General features: G+C 72.3%; 22 protein-coding genes. 9 read left to right on the forward strand and 13 right to left on the reverse strand.

Going from position 1 to position 23,027, the window contains the following annotated elements:
• Positions 1-100 precede the first annotated feature (100 nt).
• Positions 101-1,696: a sialidase family protein gene (locus AB0C35_RS13055; RefSeq protein ID WP_358454159.1), complete on the forward strand. Its 1,596-nt coding sequence runs from the start codon at positions 101-103 to the stop codon at positions 1,694-1,696.
• Between the two features lie 70 nt (positions 1,697-1,766).
• Here AB0C35_RS13055 and AB0C35_RS13060 read toward each other — a convergent pair whose 3' ends face one another.
• From AB0C35_RS13060 to AB0C35_RS13085, 6 genes are all read right to left on the reverse strand, one after another.
• Complete coding sequence (locus tag AB0C35_RS13060; protein ID WP_358454162.1) at positions 1,767-3,191, reverse strand: MFS transporter; 1,425 nt, start codon at positions 3,189-3,191, stop codon at positions 1,767-1,769.
• A 151-nt stretch (positions 3,192-3,342) separates the two neighbouring features.
• Positions 3,343-4,413, reverse strand: coding sequence for a sigma-70 family RNA polymerase sigma factor (locus AB0C35_RS13065; protein WP_358454165.1), 1,071 nt, complete (start codon positions 4,411-4,413; stop codon positions 3,343-3,345).
• A gap of 87 nt (positions 4,414-4,500) precedes the next feature.
• Positions 4,501-5,463 (reverse strand): sigma-70 family RNA polymerase sigma factor, encoded by a 963-nt coding sequence (locus tag AB0C35_RS13070; protein WP_358454168.1) that lies wholly within the window; start codon positions 5,461-5,463, stop codon positions 4,501-4,503.
• A 44-nt stretch (positions 5,464-5,507) separates the two neighbouring features.
• A complete protein-coding gene (locus AB0C35_RS13075) occupies positions 5,508-6,248 on the reverse strand; it encodes an SDR family oxidoreductase (RefSeq protein ID WP_358454171.1) in 741 nt (246 codons plus the stop codon).
• A gap of 175 nt (positions 6,249-6,423) precedes the next feature.
• Entirely contained in the window at positions 6,424-8,982 is a 2,559-nt protein-coding gene (locus AB0C35_RS13080; protein ID WP_358454174.1) for an FtsX-like permease family protein, read from the reverse strand.
• On the reverse strand, positions 8,982-9,773 hold the full coding sequence (locus AB0C35_RS13085; RefSeq protein WP_358454177.1) for an ABC transporter ATP-binding protein: 792 nt from the start codon (positions 9,771-9,773) through the stop codon (positions 8,982-8,984). Before AB0C35_RS13085 ends, AB0C35_RS13080 begins: the two co-directional genes overlap by 1 nt.
• A gap of 322 nt (positions 9,774-10,095) precedes the next feature.
• Here AB0C35_RS13085 and AB0C35_RS13090 point away from each other — a divergent pair, with 322 nt between their 5' ends.
• Genes AB0C35_RS13090 through AB0C35_RS13100 form a run of 3 tightly spaced genes read left to right on the forward strand, consistent with a single transcriptional unit; the run spans position 10,096 to position 12,904 of the window.
• Positions 10,096-11,142, forward strand: a complete 1,047-nt coding sequence (locus AB0C35_RS13090; RefSeq protein ID WP_358454180.1) for a hypothetical protein — start codon at positions 10,096-10,098, stop codon at positions 11,140-11,142.
• Complete coding sequence (locus AB0C35_RS13095) at positions 11,139-12,299, forward strand: histidine kinase (protein WP_358454183.1); 1,161 nt, start codon at positions 11,139-11,141, stop codon at positions 12,297-12,299. Before AB0C35_RS13090 ends, AB0C35_RS13095 begins: the two co-directional genes overlap by 4 nt.
• The gene (locus AB0C35_RS13100; RefSeq protein ID WP_358454186.1) at positions 12,299-12,904 is read left to right on the forward strand and encodes a response regulator transcription factor; all 606 of its coding nucleotides are present in this window, start codon (positions 12,299-12,301) and stop codon (positions 12,902-12,904) included. The genes AB0C35_RS13095 and AB0C35_RS13100 overlap by 1 nt, the downstream gene beginning before the upstream one ends.
• A gap of 49 nt (positions 12,905-12,953) precedes the next feature.
• Here the strand turns inward: AB0C35_RS13100 and AB0C35_RS13105 are convergent, their stop codons facing one another.
• Positions 12,954-13,922 (reverse strand): acyl-CoA dehydrogenase family protein, encoded by a 969-nt coding sequence (locus AB0C35_RS13105; RefSeq protein ID WP_358454189.1) that lies wholly within the window; start codon positions 13,920-13,922, stop codon positions 12,954-12,956.
• Positions 13,919-15,004, reverse strand: a complete 1,086-nt coding sequence (locus AB0C35_RS13110; protein WP_358454192.1) for an acyl-CoA dehydrogenase family protein — start codon at positions 15,002-15,004, stop codon at positions 13,919-13,921. The genes AB0C35_RS13105 and AB0C35_RS13110 overlap by 4 nt, the downstream gene beginning before the upstream one ends.
• A 161-nt stretch (positions 15,005-15,165) precedes the next feature.
• Between AB0C35_RS13110 and AB0C35_RS13115 the strand changes: the two genes are divergently transcribed.
• Both AB0C35_RS13115 and AB0C35_RS13120 read left to right on the forward strand, forming a co-directional pair.
• Complete coding sequence (locus AB0C35_RS13115; RefSeq protein WP_358454195.1) at positions 15,166-16,002, forward strand: alpha/beta hydrolase; 837 nt, start codon at positions 15,166-15,168, stop codon at positions 16,000-16,002.
• Complete coding sequence (locus AB0C35_RS13120) at positions 15,995-16,558, forward strand: TetR-like C-terminal domain-containing protein (RefSeq protein ID WP_358454198.1); 564 nt, start codon at positions 15,995-15,997, stop codon at positions 16,556-16,558. The genes AB0C35_RS13115 and AB0C35_RS13120 overlap by 8 nt, the downstream gene beginning before the upstream one ends.
• An 84-nt stretch (positions 16,559-16,642) precedes the next feature.
• Here AB0C35_RS13120 and AB0C35_RS13125 read toward each other — a convergent pair whose 3' ends face one another.
• Positions 16,643-16,990: a metalloregulator ArsR/SmtB family transcription factor gene (locus tag AB0C35_RS13125; RefSeq protein WP_358454201.1), complete on the reverse strand. Its 348-nt coding sequence runs from the start codon at positions 16,988-16,990 to the stop codon at positions 16,643-16,645.
• Positions 16,991-17,094: 104 nt separating this feature from the next.
• On the opposite strand from AB0C35_RS13125, the gene AB0C35_RS13130 reads away from it, so the two are divergent.
• Entirely contained in the window at positions 17,095-18,183 is a 1,089-nt protein-coding gene (locus AB0C35_RS13130; RefSeq protein WP_358454204.1) for a cation diffusion facilitator family transporter, read from the forward strand.
• A 221-nt stretch (positions 18,184-18,404) separates the two neighbouring features.
• On the opposite strand, the gene AB0C35_RS13135 is transcribed toward AB0C35_RS13130, so the two are convergent.
• Entirely contained in the window at positions 18,405-19,016 is a 612-nt protein-coding gene (locus AB0C35_RS13135; protein ID WP_358454206.1) for an NAD(P)H-dependent oxidoreductase, read from the reverse strand.
• On the reverse strand, positions 19,013-20,074 hold the full coding sequence (locus AB0C35_RS13140; protein WP_358454209.1) for an LLM class flavin-dependent oxidoreductase: 1,062 nt from the start codon (positions 20,072-20,074) through the stop codon (positions 19,013-19,015). Before AB0C35_RS13140 ends, AB0C35_RS13135 begins: the two co-directional genes overlap by 4 nt.
• A 135-nt stretch (positions 20,075-20,209) precedes the next feature.
• Here AB0C35_RS13140 and AB0C35_RS13145 point away from each other — a divergent pair, with 135 nt between their 5' ends.
• Together AB0C35_RS13145 and AB0C35_RS13150 are read left to right on the forward strand one after the other, a co-directional pair.
• Positions 20,210-20,698: a MarR family transcriptional regulator gene (locus tag AB0C35_RS13145; protein ID WP_358454211.1), complete on the forward strand. Its 489-nt coding sequence runs from the start codon at positions 20,210-20,212 to the stop codon at positions 20,696-20,698.
• A 134-nt stretch (positions 20,699-20,832) separates the two neighbouring features.
• Positions 20,833-21,381: a hypothetical protein gene (locus tag AB0C35_RS13150; RefSeq protein WP_358454214.1), complete on the forward strand. Its 549-nt coding sequence runs from the start codon at positions 20,833-20,835 to the stop codon at positions 21,379-21,381.
• Between the two features lie 65 nt (positions 21,382-21,446).
• Here the strand turns inward: AB0C35_RS13150 and AB0C35_RS13155 are convergent, their stop codons facing one another.
• Both AB0C35_RS13155 and AB0C35_RS13160 read right to left on the reverse strand, forming a co-directional pair.
• Positions 21,447-22,520 carry an NAD(P)/FAD-dependent oxidoreductase gene (locus tag AB0C35_RS13155; RefSeq protein WP_358454216.1) on the reverse strand — a complete coding sequence of 358 codons (1,074 nt, stop codon included), beginning with the start codon at positions 22,518-22,520 and terminating at the stop codon, positions 21,447-21,449.
• A gap of 111 nt (positions 22,521-22,631) precedes the next feature.
• Positions 22,632-22,997, reverse strand: a complete 366-nt coding sequence (locus AB0C35_RS13160) for a metalloregulator ArsR/SmtB family transcription factor (RefSeq protein ID WP_358454219.1) — start codon at positions 22,995-22,997, stop codon at positions 22,632-22,634.
• Positions 22,998-23,027: the final 30 nt, after the last annotated feature.

A 23,027-nucleotide genomic window follows, 5' to 3' on the forward strand; every position in this document is an offset into this window, starting at 1 on the left:
GCAACCAACGCCGCCGCGTTGAATGCGATGCGGCCCGCCCTTCTTGCGCCGAAAATGGAGCGTTGACATGGAATGGTATTCCGTGTTGTATCCGGGAACTATGCGACTCCATCGAACGATCTCCCTCGCCCTGAGCGCGCTGCTCACGCTGGGGTTCACGAGCGCAGTGGCGCACGCGAGCCCGTCCGCCCCCTCCACCCCGGACCGGCCCGACGTGATCGTCGCCGAGGCCGCCCCGGGCAAGAAGCTGCATTTCCCGAACATGGAACGGCTGAACGACGGGTCCCTCGTCGCGGTGGCGCGCGAGGGCGCCGGCCACACGGGCCAGGACGGCCGGCTGCTCATGCTGACCAGCGACGACGGGGGCCGCACCTGGTCGCCGCCCGAGGTCGTCCACGACTCTCCCTACGACGACCGCGACCCGATGATCACGCAGCTCGGGTCCGGCCGCCTCCTGCTGAGCTGGTTCCAGATCGACTACTCGGTCTCGCCTCCGGAGCCGATGGGCGTGTCCGTCCGGCACAGCGACGACGGCGGCGCCACCTGGTCCGAGCCGGTCGCGGTCCAGTCCTCGATGAGCGGCGAGTCCGACATCGTCGACACCTACGAACTGGGCTGGGCGGCCAGCCACGGGCAGATCAAGGAACTGCCCTCCGGCGAACTGATCGTCCCGCTCTACGGCACCGTCCCCGACGACCGCTGGCAGCGCGCCACCGTCGTGCGCAGCCTGGACGGCGGCGAGTCCTGGCACGCCGGCACCGAATCGCTGATCGCGTCCGCGCAGAACACCCACTACCAGGAGCCCGTGCTCACCGTCCTGCCCGACGGGACGATCCACGCCCTGCTGCGCATCGGCACGGCGGCCTCCACGATGGGTGCGGTCCACTCCCAGGAATCCTGGTCCCGCGACGGCGGCCGCACCTGGACGCCCCCGGCCGAGATCGACCTGGTGACGTCCTCGGCGCACACCGAGGTCCTGGAGAACGGTGACGTCTTCCTCGCCTACGGCGATCTCTCCGGCCACTTCACCGACCGCCGCGGCACCGTCGGGGCCGTCCTGCGCGATCCGGGCCGGCCGTGGAACGGAGCGCCGCGCGAGCTGGTGTACGACTCGGGGACCGGCGACCAGGCCAACCCCGCCGTCGCCGAGGTCCGTCCAGGGCGTGTCCTCGTGCTCGGCTTCGACTCGAACACGAGCCGGCTGGTCGGCGACTTCGTCGACGTGGCCGACATCCGGGACGAGCCCGCCGACCCGCGCCGCGTCGATCTGGCCGCCCTGCACGCCGCGGGCCGCCTCAGCATCGACACCGACCTCGTGTACACCGACTCCCGCCGGCCGAACGTGCGACCGGCGGGCGCGATCGACGGCGTGGTCGGCTACAACGACGCCGCCTGGAAGGCCGGTGCGGCGCCTGCCCGGTACGCCATCGCCTTCGATCGGCCGACCCGGGTGACGGAGGCCGGCGTCGCCCTCAAACCCGGCCACGCCGAAGCGGCGACGATCAAGGTGCGGACCGTGGACGGCGCCTGGCGGAGCGTCGGCGAGCTCGACCACCGCGTTCGGTGGGGTGACGACCTCACCTGGTTCCAGGTGGACCCCGGTACCCAGATCGACGGGATCCAGGTCGAGATCACCCGGTCCGGCGGCTGGGCCGTCCTGGCCGAACTCGGCGTCCGCGCCCCGTCCGGCGGCTGACCCGGACCCTCGTCCCGCCTGGGAATGGCCGGCCGCCACCACTCAATGGCGCGCCGGCCATTTCGCTGCCTCAGCTCGACACTCCTTCATTCTGGGGTGCGGCGCCTGTGGCTTGCGGCGGTGCCGCAACGGGTCTCGGTCGTTTGCCCGGCATTCCGAGTGCGACGAGCATGCCGATGAAGGCGAGTGCGGTGACCGCGCCCATCCCCGCCGAAAAGCCTTCACTGAACTCTTCGGCCGACGCATAGCCCCCGGCGCTCGCGAAGACGGCGACCGTGACGGAGGTGCCGAACACCCCGCCGAACATCCGCAGCATCATGAAGGCGCCGGAGGCCTGACCGATCTCTTGGGGCCGCACCGCTCCGACCACCGCCTTCTGCGCCGCGGGCATGGCCATGGTCACTCCCGCACTGCCGATGACGAGCGAGGGCAGCAGTTCGAGGTAGCCCGTGTCGGCATCGGAGACCATCGCGATCCAGCCCATGCCGATGGTCTGGAGCAGCAGCCCGCCGACGACGAACCTCCGCTCGCCGACCCTGTCGGCCAGCCGGCCGGCGATCGGCGCGCACACCATCAGCGTCGCGGTCCACGGCATCAGCCGCAGGCCGGCGCCGAACGGCCCTTCACCTCGTACGGTCTGGAAATACTGCGCGAGAAAGAACATCGTGCCGTACAGCGAGGCGAACACGAGGAAGTTCGCCGGGTTGGCCGTGGCGAACGCCCTCAACCGGAAGAACCGCATCGGCAGCATCGGCGCCTTCGTGTGCTGTTCCCAGACCGCGAAGGCGATCAACAGCGCGACACCGAGCAGCAGCGCGGTCAGCACTTCAGCGCTGCCCCAGCCCGCCGCGTTCCCGCGGACCAGAGCCCAGACGATGCCGAACGCGCCCAAGGTCACGAGCACGACCCCGCCCTGGTCGAGCCGGTTGTTCGGTCCGAAACCCTCGTCGACGTGCCGCGCCGCGAGCGTGATCACGATCAGGCCGAGCGGCAGGTTCAGCCAGAAGATCCACTGCCAGGCCAGCCCCTCGGCGATGACGCCGCCGAGGAACGGGCCGCTGAAGGTGGCCAAACCGGTGATGCCCAGGTACAGCCCCATCGCCTTGCCCCGCGTCTGCGGCGGGAACAATGCGCTGATCAGGGTGAGCGACAGGGGCAGCACCATCGCGGCGCCGGTGCCCTGCAACGCCCGGGACGCGATCAGAATGCCGATGTTCGGGGACAACGCGCAGGCCACCGACGCGATGGTGAACACCGCCAGACCGCTGACGAACATCCGGCGGCGCCCGAAGCGGTCGCCCAGTGCCGCTCCGGTGAGCAGCAGTACCGCGAACGTCAGGTTGTACGCGTTGACGGTCCATTCGAGTGATTCGAGGGATGTCCGCAGGTCCTGCCGGATGGTGCTCAGCGCCGTCGTCACGACCAAACTGTCCAGCGCCATCATGAAGGACGCCGATGAGGCGATCCCCAAAACCCATGCCTGCTTGGACGTCATCCGCCCTTCGTTGGTACTCACCGTTCTCCTCTGGTCAAAATGTTCATTGGATACGCGGGGTTTCCGCCTATTTCCAGGCATGATTCACCGCACGCGCACCTTCGGCGTGCCGGTGGATGCCTGCGTCGGATCTATGGCCTATGCATGCCGGTTAGGCGCGTAGCGATCTCGGCAGGCCGAATTTCGGCAGAAGCGCGTTGTCGTGGAAGCGGGTGAGCGCGGTGATCCGGTTCCCGGTCAGGGTCAGCACGAGCACTCCGTGTGCGTGCAGGATCGGCGTCCGCGGGTCACGTAGGTAGCAGCCGAACGCCGGCTGGCCGTTCGCCCGCGTCGGGATGAGCACGTGGCGGGGACCGCCGCGCAGCGCGACCGCGGCCAGGAAATTCCGGATCGCGTCCAGGCCCCGGTATTCCAGTGGCAGCGGCGGCATCGTCAGCCACGCGTCGTCGGTCAGCAGGGCGATGACCGCATCGACGTCTCCGGCCTCGAATGCGCGGGCGAAATCGTCCACTATCCGGCGTTCTCGGGGCGAGTTCGGCAGGGGAGTGCTCTCCCAGCCGGCATCCGGCAGTTCGTCCCCCAGCGTTCGCCGTGCTCGTTTCAGCAAGCCGGCCACCGCGTTCTCGGTCGTGCCGAGCATGGTCGCCACTTCGCCGGCCCGGAATCCCATCACGTCTCTCAGCACCACCACGGCCCGCTGCCTCGACGGCAGTTGCTGCAGCGCCGCCACGAACGCCAATGACACCGACTCCCTGGCCTCGTACCGCGCCTCCGGTCCGGGCCCGTGGTCGGCGATCTCGTCGAGCAGCACATCGGGGTACGGCTCCAGCCAACTCGGTTCCGCTCGGCGGTGGGACGGCTCGGGCAACGGGACCTCCGCTCGGTAGGCCGCATGTTCGTGCGGACGACGGGCGCCGGCCCGCAGTGCGTTGAGGCAGCGATTGGTCGCGATCCGGTAGAGCCACGTCCGGACCGACGCCCGCTCCTCGTAGCCGCCGATCCCGCGCCAAGCCGCCAGCAACGTCTCCTGCACCAGGTCCTCGGCGTCCTGCACCGAGCCGAGAATGCGGTAGCAGTGCACCTGGAGCTCATGCCGGTACGGCTCGACGAGCCCGTGGAACGCCTCGCCGTCTCCTCTCCGCGCCTGCGCCAGCAGATCCCCGGCCGGGCGCCGTGCACCGGTCGGGGCATCGTTTTCCCCGGTCAGCGGGATCCCGCTCATATCGGCTCCTTCTCTGCTGGTGGTCCCTCATATGGATGGACACCGCCGGCGCCGGAAAGTGGTCGGCCTGAGCGAAAGCCGCCCGGTTCAGGCCGAGAGCGCGGGCGCCAGGCCGAACACCGGCACCAGAGCCGGGTCGTTGAAGGCCGTGATGCGGGCGATCCGGGGTCCGATCAGCGTCAGGACCTCGACGCCGTACGCCTCGTACCGGCCGTCGTCCGCGCGCAGGTAGGCGGCCGCGGCGGGCTGGCCGTTGGCCCGCGTGGGCACCATCCGCCACCGGTCTGGGCGCAGCACCCGGCCGGCCAGGAACCCGACGACGGCGGGACGGCCGGTGAACCAGGTCGGGATCGGCGGCATCTCCAGCTCGACGTCGGCGCGCAGCAGTTTCACCAGCGCGTCGGGATCGGCCCGGGTGAAGGCGTCGACATAGCCGTCGAGGAGGGCCTGCCGGGTCGCCTTGTCCGGCTCGGCCAGGTCGTCCTGGACCGGGCCGGCCTCGGCCAGGCGGCCCCGGGCGCGGCGGAGCGCGCTGTCGACGGCCGCGGTCGTCGTGTCCAGCATCTCGGCGACCTCGGCCGTCCGGAACGACAGCACGTCGCGCAGCGTCAGCACGGCCCGCTGGCGGGCGGGCAGGTACTGGAGCGCGGCGATGAAGGCGAGCCGCACCCCCGACCGCCCGGCCACGATCGCCGCCGGGTCGCCGGCGCCGAACAGCGTGTCGGGCGCCGGCTGGAGCCACGCCACCGACGGTTCGCGGGATGCCACGGCCACCCGGTGATCGTCCGATGGCGCGCCCAGCCCCGACGGGAGCGGCCGCCGGGAACGCGTTTCCAGCGCCGTCAGGCAGGCCATGGTCGCGATCTTGTACAGCCACCGCCGCACCGATGAGCGGCCCTCGAACCCGTCGAACGCGCGCCAAGCCCGCAGATAGGTCTCCTGCACCAGGTCTTCGGCGTCATGGACGGAGCCGAGCAGCCGGTAGCAGTGCGCGAGCAGCTCCGGCCGGAACGGCTCGGCCAGGGCGGCGAACTCGGCGTCCGGCGGCATCGCGGTTTCTCCTCGGAGTCCGGTGACGTTCACGATAGGCCCGCTCAGCCGACCGGGTGCGGGCCGGCGCCGGTGACCAGGTACTCCGGGGCGCTGGCGGGGTCGGCGGCGAGTTCCACGACGGCCTTGGCGACCTGGTCCGGGGTGAGGACCGGCTGCAGGCCCTCGACGAAGGTGTCCCAGTCGACGCCCTGGCGCTCGGCGTAGCCCGCGACCGCGGCCGAGCCGACGCCGGCGGCCGGGGCGAGCCGCGGAAGCAGCGTGATGAACCGGATGCCCAGCCCGGCCCGCTCCGACTCATCGGCCGCGTACCCGCTGATGTGCCGGACGGCGGCCTTGGCGCCGGCATATCCACCGCTGAGCACCGATCCGCTCAGGGCCGCGCCGCTGGACATCGCGACGACCACACTGCCCGGTGCCAGCGGCTCGGTCAGGGCCGCCCGCGTCCAGGTGAAGACGTGCCGGGTGTCGGTGTCCCAGTGGCGGCTGAAGGTCTCCCAGGTCTGCTCGTGCACGGGCGCCATGTGCGGTGCGGCCCCGGCGTTGAGGACGAGCAGGGTGGGACGGTGCTCGCGGATCACGTCCCGCGCCGGCGCTTCGCGAGTGGCGTCGGCGGCGACGGGTGTGAAGCCCTCGCCGAGTTCGTCGCGGACGGCGCGCAGGTCCCGCTCGGTGCGGGCGATGCCGACGACGCCCGTGCCCGCGGCGACGAGCGCGGCGGCGATCGCCCGCCCGAAGCCGCGGCCGGCGCCGGTGACGACGGCGGTCTGGAAAAGATCGGACATCGGATCCTCCGGAAGGTGGGTCGGGTTCGGTCCGTATCAAGACCGGCCGCCCGAGGAGAATCCGTCGCCCCGGCCGAAAGTAGGAGAGTGACATGGGTCACAGATCAAGCTCAGGCGGCTGCCGGGGACGCTGCCTGACGACGTGTTCATGGATGTCTTTCGCCCTGGAAGACGCTCATGTGGTGTCCGTGGCAGCGGTGGCGGGGTGCGGGCGCAGCGCGAACCAAGTGGAGAGGACGGTCGCGGTGAGGGTCAGTGCACCCGCGCCGCCGATCACCGTGAAATAGATCCACAGCGGTCCGGAGGGGAGCGGCGAGCCGTCCAGGGCGATGCCGAACGGCACCAGCGTCAGGGCCGCGACGAGGGTGCCGAGCACGACGCCGGTGATGGCGACGACGAGTCCTTCGACGCCCATCATCCGGAGCAGCCGGCTGCGGTCGGCTCCGATGAGGCGTTGCAGCGCGAACTCGCGCCGCCGTTCCGCCGCGGCGATGATCAGCGTGTTGACCAGGGTGATCAGCGTGTAGCCGACGATCACCGCGACGAACATGTAGTTCACCCAGGCCCCGGTCCGCTCCTGCTCGGCCTGTGCCGCGGCGGCAGCGTCCCGGTCGGCGACCCGCACGCCGGGCCTGCCCGAGAGCCGGTCGGTGAGCGCGGCGGCCAGCCGGTCGGGACTGACGCCGGGCGCGGCCCGCACAAGAACCTGTGCGGGGCCCGTGGCCGCGGTGTGCTGAGCCAGCAGGGGAGCCGGCAGCAGGACGGTCTTGGGGCCGGCCTGCATCGTGACGAGAGCGATGACCTTGAGGTCCGCCTTCGCGCCGTCGCCCAGCCGCAGCGTCACGGTGTCGCCCACGGCGAGGCCCCCGCCGATGCGGCGGGCGTGCTCGACGTCCACGGCGACCGTGTCGCCGCGCAAGGCGGTGAGCGTGCCGGCCGTGACGGAGACCGCGGTGGTGGCCGCGGCACCCTCCGGGCTGACCCCGCGCAGCGGCAGCCCGTCCTCGCTCTGCGATCCGAAACGCGGCGCCTCGACGTACCCGACGCCGGTGACGAGGGCCGATGCCGCCGCGACCGCCGGGTCTTCGCGGATCTCCGCGACCAGGCCGGGGGCGGGCCCGCCGGTGGACGAGGTGACCACGGCGTCCGCCCGGAGGGTCTCGCCGAAGACGCGCCGCGCGTCGGCGGACTGCGCCGTCTGCAGGTAGATCATGCCGGTGGCCAGGCCCGTGGCGAGCATCACGGGCGTGATGGCGGCCGCCGTCCGGATCCGCCGCGCCCGGACGTTGAGCAGCGCGAGGCGGCCGGCGTTCCCCGTGACCGCGCGCAGCGCCGGACGCAGCGGCGCGATCAGGAGCGGCGCGATCCGCGGTGCGAGCAGGGCGAGCCCGGCCGCCCAGAGCATCGCGGCCGGGCCGGCGGTGCTCGCCGCCACCGGCCCCGGGATCACGATCGCGGTGACCAGCGCCAGCGCGGTGGCGCCGGTCAGGCAGACCAGTGCGCAGCCGGTGCGCATCCAGCCGAGCCGCCGGTCCGGCAGCGACGCCTCGGTGAGGGTCTCGGCCGGACGCGCCGTCGCCGCCCCGCGGGCCGCGACGAACGCCGCGACCACGGCGGTGAGCAGCCCGACGCCCGCCCCGGCGGCGGCCGGGATCCAGCCCTGCCGGAAGACGATCTCGGCCGGCACGACCTCCTGCGCGGTGAGGCGGCCGAACAGCAGCCGTCCGGGGGACGCACCGGTCAGCCGGGCCGACGCGGCGGCCAGGACGGCCAGCACGACCGCCTCGCCGAGGACCAGCCGGCGAAGCTGCGCCGGGGTCGCGCCGACGATCCGCAGCATCGCCATCTCGCGCCCGCGCTGCTGGAGGGACAGCCCCAGCGTGCTCGCCACGACGAAGACCACCACCATGATCGCGAGCCCGCCGAACACGGCGGCCAGCACAATGAGGGTCTCTCCGGCGGGACGGACGTCGGGGAACTCGACCCGCCCCCGGTCGGGACCCGTGGAGACGGTGACGCCGCGTCCTGCGAACGCCGCCGCGATCCGCTCGCGGAGCTCATCGGCGCCGATCCCCTGGGCGGGGAACACCCCGAGGGCGTCGATCCGCTGCGGCGCGAGGCGCTGCACGTCCGCATCGGAGAGGAACACTCCCGGCGGCAGGGCGGAGCGGCCCGAGGCCAGCCCGACGACACGGAACCGTTCGACGGTCCCGCGCACCATCAGCTCGACGGTGCCGCCCGGCTCGACCCCAGCGGACGCGGCCAGTCCCGCGTCGAGCACGGCTTCGCCCTCAGCGCCGGGCGCTCGTCCCGCGCTCAGGGCGTAGGGCGCGAGCGGGGCGGACGACCAGGCGTGCCCTGCCGGTCGTTCGCCCATGGGAAGCGGCGCCCTGTCGCCCGGCCGCAGCACGGCGACGGGAAAGGACACGTCCGGTACCACCCTGGCGACACCGGGCACGGCCCGGGACGCGGACACCAGGTCGGCTTCGAGGCGAACCCGCTCCGGGAGCGTCACCCTCTCGGCGTCCCCGGACTTCGGCACCCGGTACGACTGGTCGCCGGCCACCACGACGGGCGCCGCGGCCAGCCGCTGCGGCCGCACCTCGGTGCGGATGCCGCTCTCCATCAGACCGCCGCAGGCGGTGACGATCACGACTCCGAGGAACAGGGCGGCGAACGAGGCGGCGAAGCCGCCCTTCCGGAAGCGCAGCGTGCGCAGGGCCAGCCGGAACATCAGGACACCTCCGCCTGCGAGTACTCGCCCGGATCCGTGTCCCAGGCGCCCAGATGCGTCATCCGCCCGGCGATCGCGTCGGCGGACGGCCGGTGCAACTCGTCCACGATCCGGCCGTCGGCCAGGAAGACCACCCGGTCGGCGTGCGCGGCCGCCACCGGGTCATGGGTGACGATCACGATGGTCTGCCCCGCGTCGCGCACCGCCTCGCGGAGAAGGGCGAGGACCTCCCGGGCCGTGCGGGTGTCGAGCGCGCCGGTCGGCTCGTCGCCGAAGACCACCGCGGGACGGGTGATCAGGGCGCGCGCGATCGCGACGCGCTGCTGCTGCCCGCCGGACAGTTCGGCGGGACGGCGGCGTCCGAGCGAGCCGAGCCCGACCCGCTCCAGCGCCTCGCGGACGGCGGCCCGGCGCGGCCTGCCGCCGGCGAGCAGGATGGGCAGCGCCACGTTCTCCGCCACGCTCAGCGCGGGCAGCAGGTTGAACGCCTGGAACACGAAGCCGATGCGCTCGCGCCGCAGCCTGGTGAGGGCGCGCTCGCCCATGCCGGTCAGCTCGTGGCCGTCGAGGACGACCGAGCCCGACGTCGGCCGCTCCAGTCCCGCCGCGCAGTGCAGGAACGTGGTCTTCCCGGAGCCCGACGAACCCATGATCGCGGTGAGGCCGCCCGGCCGGAACGTGATGTCGACCCCGTTCAGCGCCGCGACGCCGTTCCGCTTCGAACCGAACACCTTGCGCACCGCCCGCAACCGGACGACACCGTCCGCGCCGGTGCCTGTCGTTTCCCTCATGCCGGTTCCCCGTGATCGCTCTGGTGGCCGTGCGCACCGGTCTCCGATGGCGCCCGTCCTGACGGATTCGAGCCTCGCCGAGCGGACGGCCCGCCCGGCAGATGCCGATGTCGTCAGTCGGCGGTGATGAACGTCATGGGTGAAATGCGGACATCCGCATCTGCCGAAGCGCGCGGCGGCGGAACGACACTGGTCAGCGGCGACCCGCGACGGCGGAGGCGGGCGGCCGTGGAGAGCCGGAGGAGGTCACGTGCCAGATGCCAGTGCCTCGTTGGCGATGCCGCGAGGCCGGCGCATATCCTGGCCCGGCCTTGATCGACGGGTGGAGGGCCGCCTGACGCCGCAACCGACGCAACCGCCGCCCGCCTCGCGACCGCCGCAGCCGGGCGCCGACCGCTCCCTCCCGCTCACGACGAACTTCGTTCCGCTCGCGGCGATGGGCGCGGTCGCCTACAGCGTCCTGATCCCCCTGGTGGAGCTGTGGCGCTTCGCCCTCACGTCCACCGACGCCCCCGCCCTGGGCGCGGTGCTCGCCACGGCCGCCTACCTGCCGCTGCACGTCAGGCACGTCTACCACGCGGCGCAGGGGACCCGCCCCCGCGGAGCGGGCTGGACGGTCGCGGCGATGGCCGCGGTGATCGTCGGGGTCACCCCCCACCTCGGAGCCCTCTGGCTCGGGCAGTTCCACGCGCTCGCCGTCTCGGTGCTCATCGTGTTGCGCCGCCCCTGGTCGTTCGCCATCTTCGGGACGATCGTCGCCGCGCAGGCGCCTCTCGCGATCGTGCTCGGCCGTCCCGACATGGCGCCCTTCTTCACCATCGCCGGGGCCCTCAAGGGACTGCCGGTGTTCCTGCTGATCTGGCTCGTCGGCGCGGTGCGACGGCTGCACGCGGCGCGCACCGCACTGGCCGACAGGGCGGTCGCCCGGGAACGGCTGCGGATCGACGGGGAACTGCGGCACACGGTCGGCACGGCACTGGAGTCGATCGCCGCGCGGGGACGGCGGGCGGGCGTGCTGGCCCCGCGCGACAGGCCGGCGGCCGAGGCCGAACTGCGGTCACTGGCCCGTGATTCGCGGCGGACCCTGGCCGAGACCCGGCGGCTGATCCGCGGCTACCAGCACACCTCGCTGGACGCCGCCCTGGACACCGCGGTGACACTGCTGTCCGCGGCGGGGATCGAGAGCCGCGTCGTGATGCCGGACGGCGACGTCCCGGACACCGTCGACCAGGCCCTCCACTCGGCCCTGCGCACCGACGTCGCACGCCTCCTGCACGACGACACCGTCCGGCGCTGCGTCATCGCGGTCACCCGCCGCGACGGCCGGCTGCGGCTGGAGGTCACCGCCGAGCCGGGGGGCGCGCCGTGAGGGCCGCGCCGCCCGGCTGGCCGGCAGGCCCCGCCTGGTCGCCGCGCCGCGCCCGCTGGTTCCTCGTCGCCGCCCACGTGCCGTTCATCCTGGCGTCTCCGATCTACGCGATCACCGGCCTGGAGGATCCCGCGGCACGCCACCCCGCCGTCCCCCTTCTCGCGGGCCTCGCCGTCGGCGCGCTCCAGCTGCGGCACAGCTTCGCCGCGGTGCGGGGAGAGCGCCCGCGCGGCTGGCGGTGGACGTTCGCGGCGCTGATCGCCCTGGTCTACCTGCCGATGCCGTGGTACGCCGGCAACTGGATCGACATGCAGCTGTTCGTCGTCGTCTCGGCCATGATGCTGCTGCGCGGCGCTCTCGCGGCCGTCGTCGCCGCCCTTCCCGCAGTGGGGACCCTGGTGGTGCTGGCCACGACCGCGCCCGGGCCGTATGCCGGCGTGGGCTTCGCCGAGAAGGCGGCCTGGGGTGCCTTCTGGCTGTCCGCCGGCTTCACGATCGGGGTGGCGGCCACCTACGGATCGGTCTGGCTGGTGCGGATCATCGACGAACTCCAGGCCACCCGTACCGAACTGGCCGAGGTCGCCATCGGACGGGAGCGGCTGCGCCTCTCCCGCGATCTGCACGACCTGCTAGGGCAGAGCCTCTCGGCGGTGTCCCTCAAGGGCGACCTCGCGCTCCGGCTGCTCGCCAAGGACCCGGCCGCGGCCCAGGCGCAGATTGAGAACCTGACCCTCGTGGCCCGCGACGCGCTGGCCGGGATGCGCGCCGTGACCAGGGACGAGCACGCCGTGTCGCTCGACGAGGAGACCAGGGGAGTGACCGCACTGCTCACCGCCGCGTCCATCGAGGCCCGCGTCGACGTGCGGCTGCCCGGCCTCGACCCGGCCGTGCAGGACGTCCTCGCCTGGGCGGTACGCGAAGGCGTGACCAACGTGCTGCGCCACAGCGACGCCCGCATGTGCTCCGTCACCGCGCGGCGCCACGGCGGCACCGTACGGTTGGAGATCGTCAACGATGGCGTGCGGGGGCCGGCGGGCGAGGGCAGCGGGCTGGCCGGACTGGCCGAACGCGCCCGCGCGCTGTCCGGTTCGGTGTCGGCCGACGGCTCCAGGGGCCGGTTCCGGTTGCTCGTCGAGGTACCCGAGGAGACGATCTGATGATCAGGGTGCTGATCGCCGAGGACGTCCACATGATCCGCGGTGCGCTGGTCGCCCTCATCTCGCTGGAGGACGACATGGAGGTCGTCGCCGAACTGGAGCGCGGCGACCGGATCGTCGCGACGGCCCTGGAGGTCCGGCCCGACGTGGCCGTCCTGGACATCGACCTGCCGGGCCTGGACGGGCTCGCCGCCGCCGGCGAGCTGTACGAACGGCTGCCCGAGTGCCGGGCGCTCGTCCTCACCGGGCTCAGCCAGCCCGGCAATCTGCTGCGCGCGCTCAAGGTCCACGTCCGCGGCTTCATCGTCAAGGACGCCCCCGCCGACACCCTCGCCGACGGGATCCGCCGCGTGGCCGCCGGCGAACGGGTCATCGATCCCGACCTGATCGCGGCCGCACTGGAAACCGGCAGCAGCCCGCTCACCCCGCGCGAGACCGACGTCCTCCGCGCCGCCGAGAGCGGCCTGTCCACCGAGGAGATCGCCACCACCCTCTCGCTGTCCCGCGCGACGGTCCGCAACTACCTCTCCAACGCCATCGCGAAGGTCAACGCCCGGAACCGCATCGACGCGATCCGCATCTCCCGCAACGCCGGCTGGCTCTGATCCCGCCACCGCGGAACCACCGGTCCCGGCCGAGGCGGGGACGACCCGTTTACAGGTCGTTGATGAGGTGCCAGATGTCCTGGTCGGTCGATAGGGCTGCCTGGCTGAGGTGTTCGTCCCAGTGGTGGAGCGAGCCGAACTCCGCCCGCCAGGCCAGGGCGGGGAGGGTGTAGCGGTGGAGCGGGTGCTCGGCCGTTGTTCCGATGGCGCCGTGCACCTGGTGGGCGTTGCGGACGACCGTCGTCGTCGCGTGCCCGGCGCAGGATCTGGCCACGGCGACGTTGAACGGCGTGAGGCCGTCGCGCAGCACGGCGTCCGTGGCCGCCTTCGCGAGGGCTGCTTCGGCCGCCATGTCGGCGATCAGGTGCTGGACGGCCTGGAAACCGGCCAGAGGGCGGCCGAACTGGGTTCGTGTCGTGGCGTGGTCGATGCTGAGCCGCAGGATGCCGTCCATCGCGCCGGTCATCTGCAGGGCGCGGGCCAGGGCTCCGCGGAGCATGAACTCCTCCGCCACGTGTCCGCCCACCCGGGTGCCGGATGTGGCGTCCAGCGGGGCGTGGACGGTGTCGCGTGGTTCGCCCGCCAGGTTCGCCGCGCGCTCGATGCGCAGCGACGACGCCGGGACGTCGGCCGTCCGCCAGCCGTCCTCTGCCGCCCACAGCAACGTGATCCGGTCGGCGTCGCCGGCCCAGGGCACCGACCGGGCGGTGCCGGTCTCGTCCAGGACGCAGGCGGTGCGGATGCTTTCGTCGGACGGCAGGTCCGCCTCTGTCAGGAGCCAGTTCGCCAGCAGGTCGTTCTCGGGCAGCGGGACGGGGACGCCGTGGGACGCGGCCGTCCGGAGCAGCGCGGCGGCCTCGTCCCATCCGGCGCCGCTGCCGCCGCGTCCGGCCGGGGTGGTGAGGCGGGCGAGGCCCAGGGACCCCAGCTTCTTCCACAGGGAACCGATCGGAGAGGCCGGGTCGTGGTCGGAGAAGACCGAGGTCAGCATGTCCTGGAGCGCGGGATCGACGGTCATCGCAGCCCCAGGCCCCGCGCGATCACGCCGCGCAGAATCTCGTTGGTGCCGCCGCGCAGGGTGAACCCGGCACGCCGCAGTTGTGCGGTGGTCAGGATCGGGGCGGCCATGCCGAGCTGGTCGGCGAACTCGACGATGTCGCCCTCCAGGGTCGTTCCGAGCACTTTGACCAGTGCGGCTTCGACGTCGGCGGGCTCCCCGTCCTGGAGCGAGCGCGCGACGCCCTGCGACATGTGCCGCAGCCCCGCGACCCGCGCGATGTGACGGCCCAGGTCTGGGTGCTTGGGGAGTTCGCCGCGCCGTGTCGCCGCGGCCGCCTCGTTCAGCAGCGGAAGTGTCGACAGGAAGCGTTCGGGGCCGCTGCGCTCGTATCCCAGTTCGGAGGTCACCTGGCGCCATCCGTCCCCGACACGGCCGAGCAGCCGGTCGTCGGGGACGAACACGTCGGTGAGCGCGACCTCGTTGAAGTGGTGTTCGCCGCCCATCGTGACGATCGGGCGGATGGTCACACCGGGAGCGCGCAAGTCGACGATGAACTGGCTGAGGCCGGCGTGCCGTGCGGACGGGTCGTGCGGCGCGGTGCGGGCCAGGACGAGGAAGGCGTGGGCGCGGTGTGCCCCGGTCGTCCACACCTTGGTGCCGGTCAGAAGCCAGCCGCCGTCGGTGCGTTCCGCGGCGGTGCGGACGCTGGCCAGGTCGGAACCGGAGTCCGGTTCGCTCATGCCGATGGCGAAGAAGCACTCGCCCCGCGCGATCGCGGGCAGGAACTCGCGCTTCTGCTCTTCGGTTCCGTAGGCCAGCAGGGAGGGGGCCGTCTGCCGGTCGGCGATCCAGTGCGCGGACACCGGGGCCCCCGCGGCGAGCAGTTCCTCGGTGACGGCGAAACGTTCGAGAAAGGTCCGTCCGGCGCCGCCGTACTCCTCCGGGATGGTCATGCCGACCCACCCGCGTGCGGCCAGCGCGCGAGTGAAGTCCTCGTCCCAGCCGGCGTGCCAGGCGTCGACGGCCGGAGTGAAGTCATACGACCGCAGGAACGCGCGGACGGACGAGCGCAGGTCGTCCATCAGAACCGGATGCGCCACCGCACCTCCATCGTCGGGTTCGCTGGCGCCAATCTTTCACGGCCGCCGACTGGCGCGCCGACGGGGGCGAGCACCGGCGAACCGCTGCGGAGGGCGCTGTTGACAACTGTGGCTAATAGCATTAGCTTGAAGCTAACGAAATTAGCCATCTGGGGGATGTCATGACCGAGTACCTGGCCGTCGACGGCGGCACGATCGCTTACGAGGTGGCGGGGTCCGGCCCGCTGATCGTCCTCGCGCACGGCATGGGCGACAGCCGCGCCGCCTACCATGCGGTGATCCCGCCGCTGGTGGCCGCGGGTTACCGGGTCGCCGCGGTCGATCTACGCGGCTTCGGCGAGTCCAGCGTCGACTGGCCGGCCTGGAGCCGCACCGCGATCGCCGGCGACCTGCTCGCCGTCATCCGCCACCTCGGCGGCCCGGCCGTGCTCGTCGGCCACTCCGTCTCCGGCGGCGCCGCCACCATCGCCGCGGCGCAGGACCCCTCGCTGATCAGCGCGGTCGTCGAGCTGGCGCCGTTCACCCGCAAGCAGTCGATGCGCCTCGGCGACCTGCGAGTGAAGCGCTTCCGGCAGGGCATGCTGCGGCTGCTCGGCACGGGCGCGTTCGGCAGCGCGGCGCTCTGGCGCTCGTACCTCGACGTGGCCTACCCCGGCGCGAAGCCGGCCGGCTGGGACGAGCGGATCGGCCGCATCGACTCCCTGCTGCGCGAGCCGGGCCGCATGAAGGCCCTGCAGCGCATGGGCCGCAGCGCCCCGACCGACGCCGGCGCACAACTCGGCAACGTCCGCTCCCCGGTCCTGGTCGTGATGGGCACGCTCGACCCCGACTGGGCCGACCCGCACGCCGAGGGGTCGGCGATCGTCGACGCCCTGCCGTCCGGCCTCGGCCGCCTGGAGATGATCGAGGGCGCCGGGCACTACCCGCACGACCAGTTCCCCGACCAGGTGGTGTCGCTCATCCTTGCCTTCCTGCGATCGGACGCCGCTCGTGGCTAGGGTCGGCCTGGACACGGCCGCCGTGGTCGCGGCCGGTGCCGCCCTCGCCGACGAGGTGGGGTTCGCCAACCTGACGATGGGTTCGCTGGCCGAGCGGGTGGGCGTGCGCACCCCGTCCCTGTACAAGCACGTGGGCGGCCAGGAAGACCTCAACCGGCGCATCGCGGCCCTGGCGTTGAGCGAGGCCGCCGACGCCGTCGGCGGCGCGGTCCAGGGGCACGCGGGCCGCGACGCGCTGGCGGCCGCGGCGCGGGCCTTCCGCACCTTCGTCCTGGAGCACCCCGGCCGGTACGCGGCGACGATCGGGGTGGAACCGTCCGGGCCGGACGATCCACTGTCCATCGCGGGTCTGCGGCTGCTCGGCGCCTTCACGGCGGTCCTGCGCGGCTACCGGATCGAAGAGCCCGACGCGGACCACGCCCTGCGCATGCTCCGCAGCCTCTGCCACGGCTTCGCGACCTTACAGGCGGCCAACGGCTTCCAGTGGGGCACCGACATAGACGAGAGCTTCGAGTGGCTGATCGCCTTCGCCGACCGGGGCCTGCGCGCCACATGAGCAGGCCGCCGCCGTCGAGCGGACGTGCGAGGACCGGCCGGGGGTCGTTCGAGCGGGGGCGAGTCCGGGTGCGGGGGCGGTGGTTCAGTCGTGGGCGGGCCTGTCGGTGAGCCGGTGGTCGGCGAGGCTGAGTGCTTCGTCGACCACCCGGCGCAGGTGGCCGTCGTTGAGCGCGTAGACGACCCGGCGGCCCTCCTTGCGGGTGGAGACCAGTCCGGCCAGCCGGAGGCGCGCCAGATGCTGGCTGACGGCGGGACGCGCGGCGCCGCACACCCCGGTCAGCGTGGACACGTCGGCCTCACCGTCGGCGAGCCGGTGCAGCAGGACCAGGCGGGTGCGGTCGCCGAGCAGGGCCAGCAGTTCGGCGGCGAGGGCGAACTGCTCCTCGCCCGGTCTGTGCACGTGCGAGGCCGTTGCACCTGATAGATGCATGCGTGCGTTCATATGCACATAATGGGACGAGGGCAGGCCCGTGTCCACCCGACGTCCCGCTCCCAGGGGTGCGTGTCGTCCGTCCACCCTCGGAAGGCATTCGAATGAGCGAACACCACCGGCACGAACACCGGCATCCGCAGGGCCATGAGGATCACGCGCATGAAGCGCACGCGCATGCCGTCCACCCGGCGGCCGGCCGGTTCGCGCGGTTGCGGCACCGGCTGGGGCACCTGGTGACACCGCACACCCATGACTCGTCCGACAAGGTCGATTCCGCGTTGGAGTCGTCGGCGCGGGGCATGCGCGCTCTCTGGGTGTCCCTCGCCGTCCTCGGAGTGACGGCCGCCGTGCAAGCGGTGATCGTCGTCCTGTCCGGTTCGGTGGCGCTGCTGGGCGACACCGTCCACAACGTCGCGGACGCCCTGACCGCCGTGCCGCTGGGCGTGGCGTTCGTCCTCGGACGGCGCGCCGCCTCCCGCAGGTTCACCTACGGCTACGGGCGGGCCGAGGACCTGGCGGGGATCGTCATCGTGCTGACCATCGCCGCCTCCGCCGGATTCGCCGCGTGGACGGCCGTGAACCGCCTGCTCGATCCCCGCGACATGGACCACGTCGGCGTCGTGGCCGCGGCCGCCGTCGTCGGGTTCCTCGGCAACGAGTGGGTGGCCCGGTACCGGATCCGCGTCGGCCGCCAGATCGGCTCGGCGGCCCTGGTCGCCGATGGCCTGCACGCCCGCACCGACGGGTTCACCTCCCTGGCCGTTCTGCTGAGCGCGGCGGGCGCCGCCGCCGGGTGGCGGTACGCCGACCCGATCGTCGGGCTGCTGATCACTGGGGCGATCCTGCTGGTGCTGCGGGACGCCGGCGGCGAGGTGTTCCGCCGGGTCATGGACGCCGTCGACCCCGCGCTGGTCGGCCGGGCCGAGGAGGCGCTGCGGCAGGTGCGGGGCGTACGGGGGATCGGCGAGTTGCGCATGCGGTGGATCGGCCACCGGCTCCGGGCCGAGGTCGCCGTCATCGTCGACGCCGACCTCACCGTCGGCGAGGCCCACGACATCGCCGTCGACGCCGAGCACGTCCTGCTGCACGCCGTGCCCAAGCTGACCGCCGTCCTCGTGCACGCCGACCCCGCCCCCGCCACCGGCGCCCCCGACCCGCACCTCGCCCTGGCGCACCATCTGCCGGCATGACCTGAAACCAGCGGCACCTGCTCCAACAGTGGACATGCCAGGGGCGGTCTTCAAGGCGGCGGCGTGCCCGCCGGCGCGTCCCGGGGCGCCGCCTACCTCAGCGGCGACCTGCACGCCGCCACCGCCCCGCCGGCCACCTGAGCGCATCGGCGAGCGGCCCGGACGCCGCTCTGGCGCCGTCTGGGCCGAGCGTCTCGACGGGGGAACGGCACCGCTCCCGCTCATGAACCAGCGTCCGGCACGCCGGTCGCGCGGGTCCTGAGGAGGTCCACGACGTCGGCGAGGCCCGTTTCTATGCGCCCATGGACACGGGGGTTGAGCAGTGTCGTGCCGTCGAAGTCCCCTCCGTTCGCGAAGATCGCGACAGGTATCGTCAACGCCTGGAAGAAGGCGAAGAGGGGCCGCATGGCGTGCTCCAGGACGAGTGCGTGGTGGTCGCCCCCGCCCGTCGCGGCGAGCAGAACGGGCTTGTTGGCCAGCGCGTACTGCTCGACGAGATCGAAGAAGTGCTTGAACATGCCGGGGTGGGAACCGCGGAACACCGGTGCCGCCGCGATCAGGAGGTCGGCCTCCTCGGCGAGCCGGAGCGCGGCTTCGACCTCGGGTGTGACGTCGTCGCGCTCGATCGCTCCGGTGAACCCCGGCCCCAGGTGGTACACGTCGATCCGGGACGTCTCGATGGGGAGCATGCCCTTCAGCGTGTCGAGGACGACGTCCACCAGTCCCATCGTCTTGGACTGCCGGCTCGGGCTGCCGTTGACGACGACGACTCGCAGTGCCTTGCCGCCGGTGTGTGCGACCGGGGCCGCGTCGAGGACGGACGGCGCGCTCATGCCGCCCTCCCCTCACGCGCCGCGGCCTCGCGACGCACGACCGGCGCCACCTCGGTGCCGAGCCGCTCGATCGCCTCGAGATGCTCCTTCTGCGGCATCCCGCCGAAGCCCATATGGATGATGGCGCGGTTCAGGCCGTACAACTCGTTGTAGGTGAGCAGCTTGTCGATGACCTCCTGGGAGCTGCCCACCAGCAGCCCGGCCCGTGGTGAGGCCTGCGCGTCGAACGCGGCCCGGGGCAGGAGAAGCCCCTTGCCCCGCTGGTGGTTGTTCTCCGCCATGCCTTTCGCGAAGTAGGGGTACATGACGTCCCTCGCCTGCTGACTGGTGCGTCCGACGTACCCGTGCGCGTTGATGCTGATCGGCAGCGCGTACGCGTCGTGCCCCGCCTTCGCCGCGGACTCGCGGTAGAGGTCGACGGTCTGCTCGTGGAAGGTCATCGGTCCCAGCAGCAGGGCCAGCGCCATCGGCAGGCCGAGCCTGCCGGTGCTGACGGCGGACGCCGGTGATCCGCCGACCCCGACCCAGACCGGGATCGTGCCGCCGTCGGCGCGGGGCGCGATGTCGGCGTCGGTCAAGGGGGCCCGGAAGCGCCCCTGCCAGGTGAGCGGATTCCGCTCGCGGATCTTGAGCAGCAGGTCGAGCTTCTCGCGGAACAGGTCGGCATAGTCCTGCAGGTCATAGCCGAAGAGCGGGAACGACTCGGTGTAGGAGCCGCGGCCCGCGATGATCTCGGCCCGGCCGGCCGACAGCAGGTCGATCGTCGCGAACTGCTCCCAGACGCGCACGGGATCCTCCGAGCCGAGCACGGTGACCGAGCTCGTCAGGCGGATGCGCTCGGTGGCCTCGGCCGCCGCCGCCAGCAGGATCGACGGCGCCGATCCGACGAAGTCGGAGCGGTGGTGCTCGCCGACGCCGAACACGTCGAGGCCCGCCTCGTCCGCCACGCGTGCCTGCTCGATCGTTTCGCGGACCCGCTGCCGCGGGGAGGGGACGCCGCCGCTGACGGGATCCTCTGTGATCTCGCCGAAGGTCATGATTCCGATCTCGAATGCCATTTCTGGTCCTCTCTGCCGCCGGTGGCGCCGGTCGCCTCCGACGGTGGGTCCGATATCGTCTGACCCCCATCAACTTGTCTGCACAGGCAGATATTCCGGTTGTTTCGCGAGGAGGGAACCGGATATCGTGCCGCCATGGCGACCGGCGGACTGACAGACCTGGAGCAGGAGGCCTGGCGCGGGTTCCTGCTGACCCACGACCGGCTCTGGCGTGCGCTGGCGGAGAGACTCGCTTCGCTGAACGTGAGCATGGCCGAGTACAGCGTGTTGAACCTGCTCCACGAAGCCGGCCCGGACGGCATGCGCATGTCCGAACTCGCCGAGCGCCGCCTCATGTCCAGCGGCGGGTTCACCCGCCTCGCCGACCGCCTCGAGAGCCGCGGACTGATCGAGCGCCGGCGGTCGGCCGTCGACGGCCGCGGCTTCGACGCCACGTTGACCAGGAGCGGGCGGACGCTGATACGCCGGGCGCGGCGCAGCCATCACAACGATCTACGTGAACTGTTCTTCGACCGTCTCGACGACGACCACCTCCGCGGCCTCGCCGAAATCTGGGCCCGCCTCGACCCCGGCTCCGACCCCGGCGCGGACTCCGACCGCGACTCCCTGAACACCGTCCCGTGACTCCCCGGCGGCGGACCGCCCACGTCGCCGGCGCCGGTAGGAGCGACATGGCCCTGGCGTTTCGGCTCGACGGGGGAGGGGGCTCACCCGCCGGAGGGAGGCTGCGAGGGGGCGGTCGTCGTGATGATGTCGGCATGACCACGATCTGCGCACCCCGGCCCGCCGCCCGAGTCGAGACCTGGCCTGTCACGGCTGTGACCTGGACTGTCGGTGCGTTCATCGCCTTGGTCGCCGTGCTGGTCGCCAGCAAGCCGCTGCGCGGTGAGAGTTTCGGCGGCACCGACGGCGTGATCGTCCTCGCCTGCGGGCTGCGCGGCGTGACCATCGCGATGGCGCAGGCGACGATCCGGTCGTGGGGGCGCCGGGTGCCCGGCTGGCTGCTGCTCGGCGGCCTGGCGGGCGCGGCGGGCCTCCAGGTCGTCTACCCGCTCGCCGAACTCCTGATCAAGCTGGCGGTCGTGGTGGGCCTGGTGGAGGAGACCGGCCTGGGCGCGACCCACACCGACGCCACGGCCTGGTTCAACCTGGTGATGACCGCGCTGATCTGGGGCGTCCCCGGTGCGCTGCTGGCCCGGATCGCGGTGCAGTACCGGAGCCGGGCAGCCGTGTCGTTCCGCTGGATCCCCCTGGGCGTCATCGGCGGCCTGGCCTTCCTGCTGGCCCTCGGCCTCCTGATCGGCTGACGCCCACCTCGCGGTGGAGACCCAGCAGCATGAACGTCCGAAGAGCCCACCCCGGAGTTCCGGAGTTACAGTCCGATCGCCGCTGGGGCGCCGCCGGCGTAGGCGGCCACGGCGGCGATCACGTGCTCGGCGTCGCGGCTGACGCCGCGCAGGGTGTTCGACGCGAACGACCGCTGGAACTCCAGGCCCAGGTAGCCCAGGCCGGGATGGGTGCTCGACGGCCCGCCGGTGTGCAGCGGCATCCCGTTGGCGTCGAGGGCGCCGAGTTCGGCGAGGTAGGGCAGGTTGGGCACGTAGCCGGTGGCGAGGAGGACCGCGTCCACCCGTTCCGCCGCGCCGTCGGCCCAGAGGACGTTGTCGCCGTCCAGTGCGGTGAACATGGGGCGGCGCTCCATCGCCCCGTCCTGCAAGGCGCGCTGATAGAGGCCGCTGTCGTTGACGAGCCTTCCGGGGACGAGGTGGATCAGCCATTCGGGCGGCAGGCGGTCGAAGCCGCTGGTGACCGCCCAGTGATGGACGTCCTGCCCGCGCCGCCGCTGCGGCAGGAACTGGACCGGGGCGTGCGAGGCCAGCGTCACCGACGCGACCTCGGCCAGTTCGTGCCCGATCTGCACCGCCGAGTTGCCGCCGCCGACGACCACGACGCGCTTGCCCGCATACGGCTTGGGGTTGCGGTAGCCGGCCACGTGCAGCAGCTCGCCGGTGAAGCCGGCGGCGCCCGGCAGGTCGGGCACCAGTGGCCGGGCGCCGCCGGCGGCCACCACGCCCGAGGCCGCGATCTGTTCGCCGTCGGCGGTGTGGACGAGGAAGGCGCGACCGCTGGAGGTGACCGACGTGACACGGACGCCGGTGCGGATCTCGGCGTCCAGCGCCGCGGCGTAGCGTTCGAGATAGGCGACCACTTCGTCGCGGTGCGGGTAGTGGTCGGTGTCGCCCGGGAAGTCCAAGCCGTCCAGTGCGCTGTACCGGGCTGGGGAGAACAGCGTGAGGCTGTCGTAGTACCCGGGCCAGGACCCGACGGGACGGTCACCGGCCTCCAGGACCAGCGGACGGAGCCCCGCGGCCCGGACGGCCCGTGCGGCGGCCAGCCCGGACTGGCCGCCCCCGACGATGACAACAGGATCGGAGTGACTGCTCATGCCGCAAACGTATCAACATTTCATAATGTGTCAATATATTGATACGTGAGTCGGCCACGCAGGACACGCTTGAGCGCGCCGGCCGGTGTGGCGCCAGGGCGGGGGGCGTGATCACAGGCCGGCGGGGGTGGGTAGGGCGAACAGGCCGGACAGGCGGGTCAGCGCTTCGGGGATCGCGCGGTAGTACACCCAGGTCCCGCGCCGCTCGCCTTCGATCAGCCCGGCCTGGCGCAGCACCTTCAGGTGATGGGAGATGGTCGGCGCGGTCAAGTCGAACGGGCCCGTCAGGTCGCACACGCATGCCTCGCCGCCCTCCACCGAGGCGATCAGGTTCAGCAGCCTCAGCCGGACGGGATCGGCCAAAGCCTTGAACACCTTGGCCAGGTCGGCGGCCTCGTCCGCGGGCAGCAAAGGGCCGCTCAGCGGCGCGCAGCAGACCGGCGCGCTCACATCTTCGATCTCCATCAACTTAGACATGCCTCTAATTTGACATCCTTCTATCCAGTG

Source organism: Spirillospora sp. NPDC048819, assembly GCF_040650055.1.
In the GTDB taxonomy this organism is placed as follows: domain Bacteria; phylum Actinomycetota; class Actinomycetes; order Streptosporangiales; family Streptosporangiaceae; genus Spirillospora.

What these genes read in the sequence shown, in the direction of transcription:
- AB0C35_RS13115 (WP_358454195.1), top strand. Translation starts at nt 15,166, where the DNA reads ATGACCGAGTACCTGGCCGTCGACGGCGGCACGATCGCTTACGAGGTG.
- AB0C35_RS13060 (WP_358454162.1), bottom strand. Translation starts at nt 3,191, where the DNA reads ATGACGTCCAAGCAGGCATGGGTTTTGGGGATCGCCTCATCGGCGTCC.
- AB0C35_RS13080 (WP_358454174.1), bottom strand. Translation starts at nt 8,982, where the DNA reads ATGTTCCGGCTGGCCCTGCGCACGCTGCGCTTCCGGAAGGGCGGCTTC.
- AB0C35_RS13145 (WP_358454211.1), top strand. Translation starts at nt 20,210, where the DNA reads ATGGCGACCGGCGGACTGACAGACCTGGAGCAGGAGGCCTGGCGCGGG.
- AB0C35_RS13105 (WP_358454189.1), bottom strand. Translation starts at nt 13,922, where the DNA reads ATGACCGTCGATCCCGCGCTCCAGGACATGCTGACCTCGGTCTTCTCC.
- AB0C35_RS13065 (WP_358454165.1), bottom strand. Translation starts at nt 4,413, where the DNA reads ATGAGCGGGATCCCGCTGACCGGGGAAAACGATGCCCCGACCGGTGCA.
- AB0C35_RS13085 (WP_358454177.1), bottom strand. Translation starts at nt 9,773, where the DNA reads ATGAGGGAAACGACAGGCACCGGCGCGGACGGTGTCGTCCGGTTGCGG.
- AB0C35_RS13055 (WP_358454159.1), top strand. Translation starts at nt 101, where the DNA reads ATGCGACTCCATCGAACGATCTCCCTCGCCCTGAGCGCGCTGCTCACG.
- AB0C35_RS13070 (WP_358454168.1), bottom strand. Translation starts at nt 5,463, where the DNA reads ATGCCGCCGGACGCCGAGTTCGCCGCCCTGGCCGAGCCGTTCCGGCCG.
- AB0C35_RS13155 (WP_358454216.1), bottom strand. Translation starts at nt 22,520, where the DNA reads ATGAGCAGTCACTCCGATCCTGTTGTCATCGTCGGGGGCGGCCAGTCC.
- AB0C35_RS13125 (WP_358454201.1), bottom strand. Translation starts at nt 16,990, where the DNA reads ATGCATCTATCAGGTGCAACGGCCTCGCACGTGCACAGACCGGGCGAG.
- AB0C35_RS13130 (WP_358454204.1), top strand. Translation starts at nt 17,095, where the DNA reads ATGAGCGAACACCACCGGCACGAACACCGGCATCCGCAGGGCCATGAG.
- AB0C35_RS13150 (WP_358454214.1), top strand. Translation starts at nt 20,833, where the DNA reads ATGACCACGATCTGCGCACCCCGGCCCGCCGCCCGAGTCGAGACCTGG.
- AB0C35_RS13140 (WP_358454209.1), bottom strand. Translation starts at nt 20,074, where the DNA reads ATGGCATTCGAGATCGGAATCATGACCTTCGGCGAGATCACAGAGGAT.
- AB0C35_RS13160 (WP_358454219.1), bottom strand. Translation starts at nt 22,997, where the DNA reads ATGTCTAAGTTGATGGAGATCGAAGATGTGAGCGCGCCGGTCTGCTGC.
- AB0C35_RS13135 (WP_358454206.1), bottom strand. Translation starts at nt 19,016, where the DNA reads ATGAGCGCGCCGTCCGTCCTCGACGCGGCCCCGGTCGCACACACCGGC.
- AB0C35_RS13075 (WP_358454171.1), bottom strand. Translation starts at nt 6,248, where the DNA reads ATGTCCGATCTTTTCCAGACCGCCGTCGTCACCGGCGCCGGCCGCGGC.
- AB0C35_RS13100 (WP_358454186.1), top strand. Translation starts at nt 12,299, where the DNA reads ATGATCAGGGTGCTGATCGCCGAGGACGTCCACATGATCCGCGGTGCG.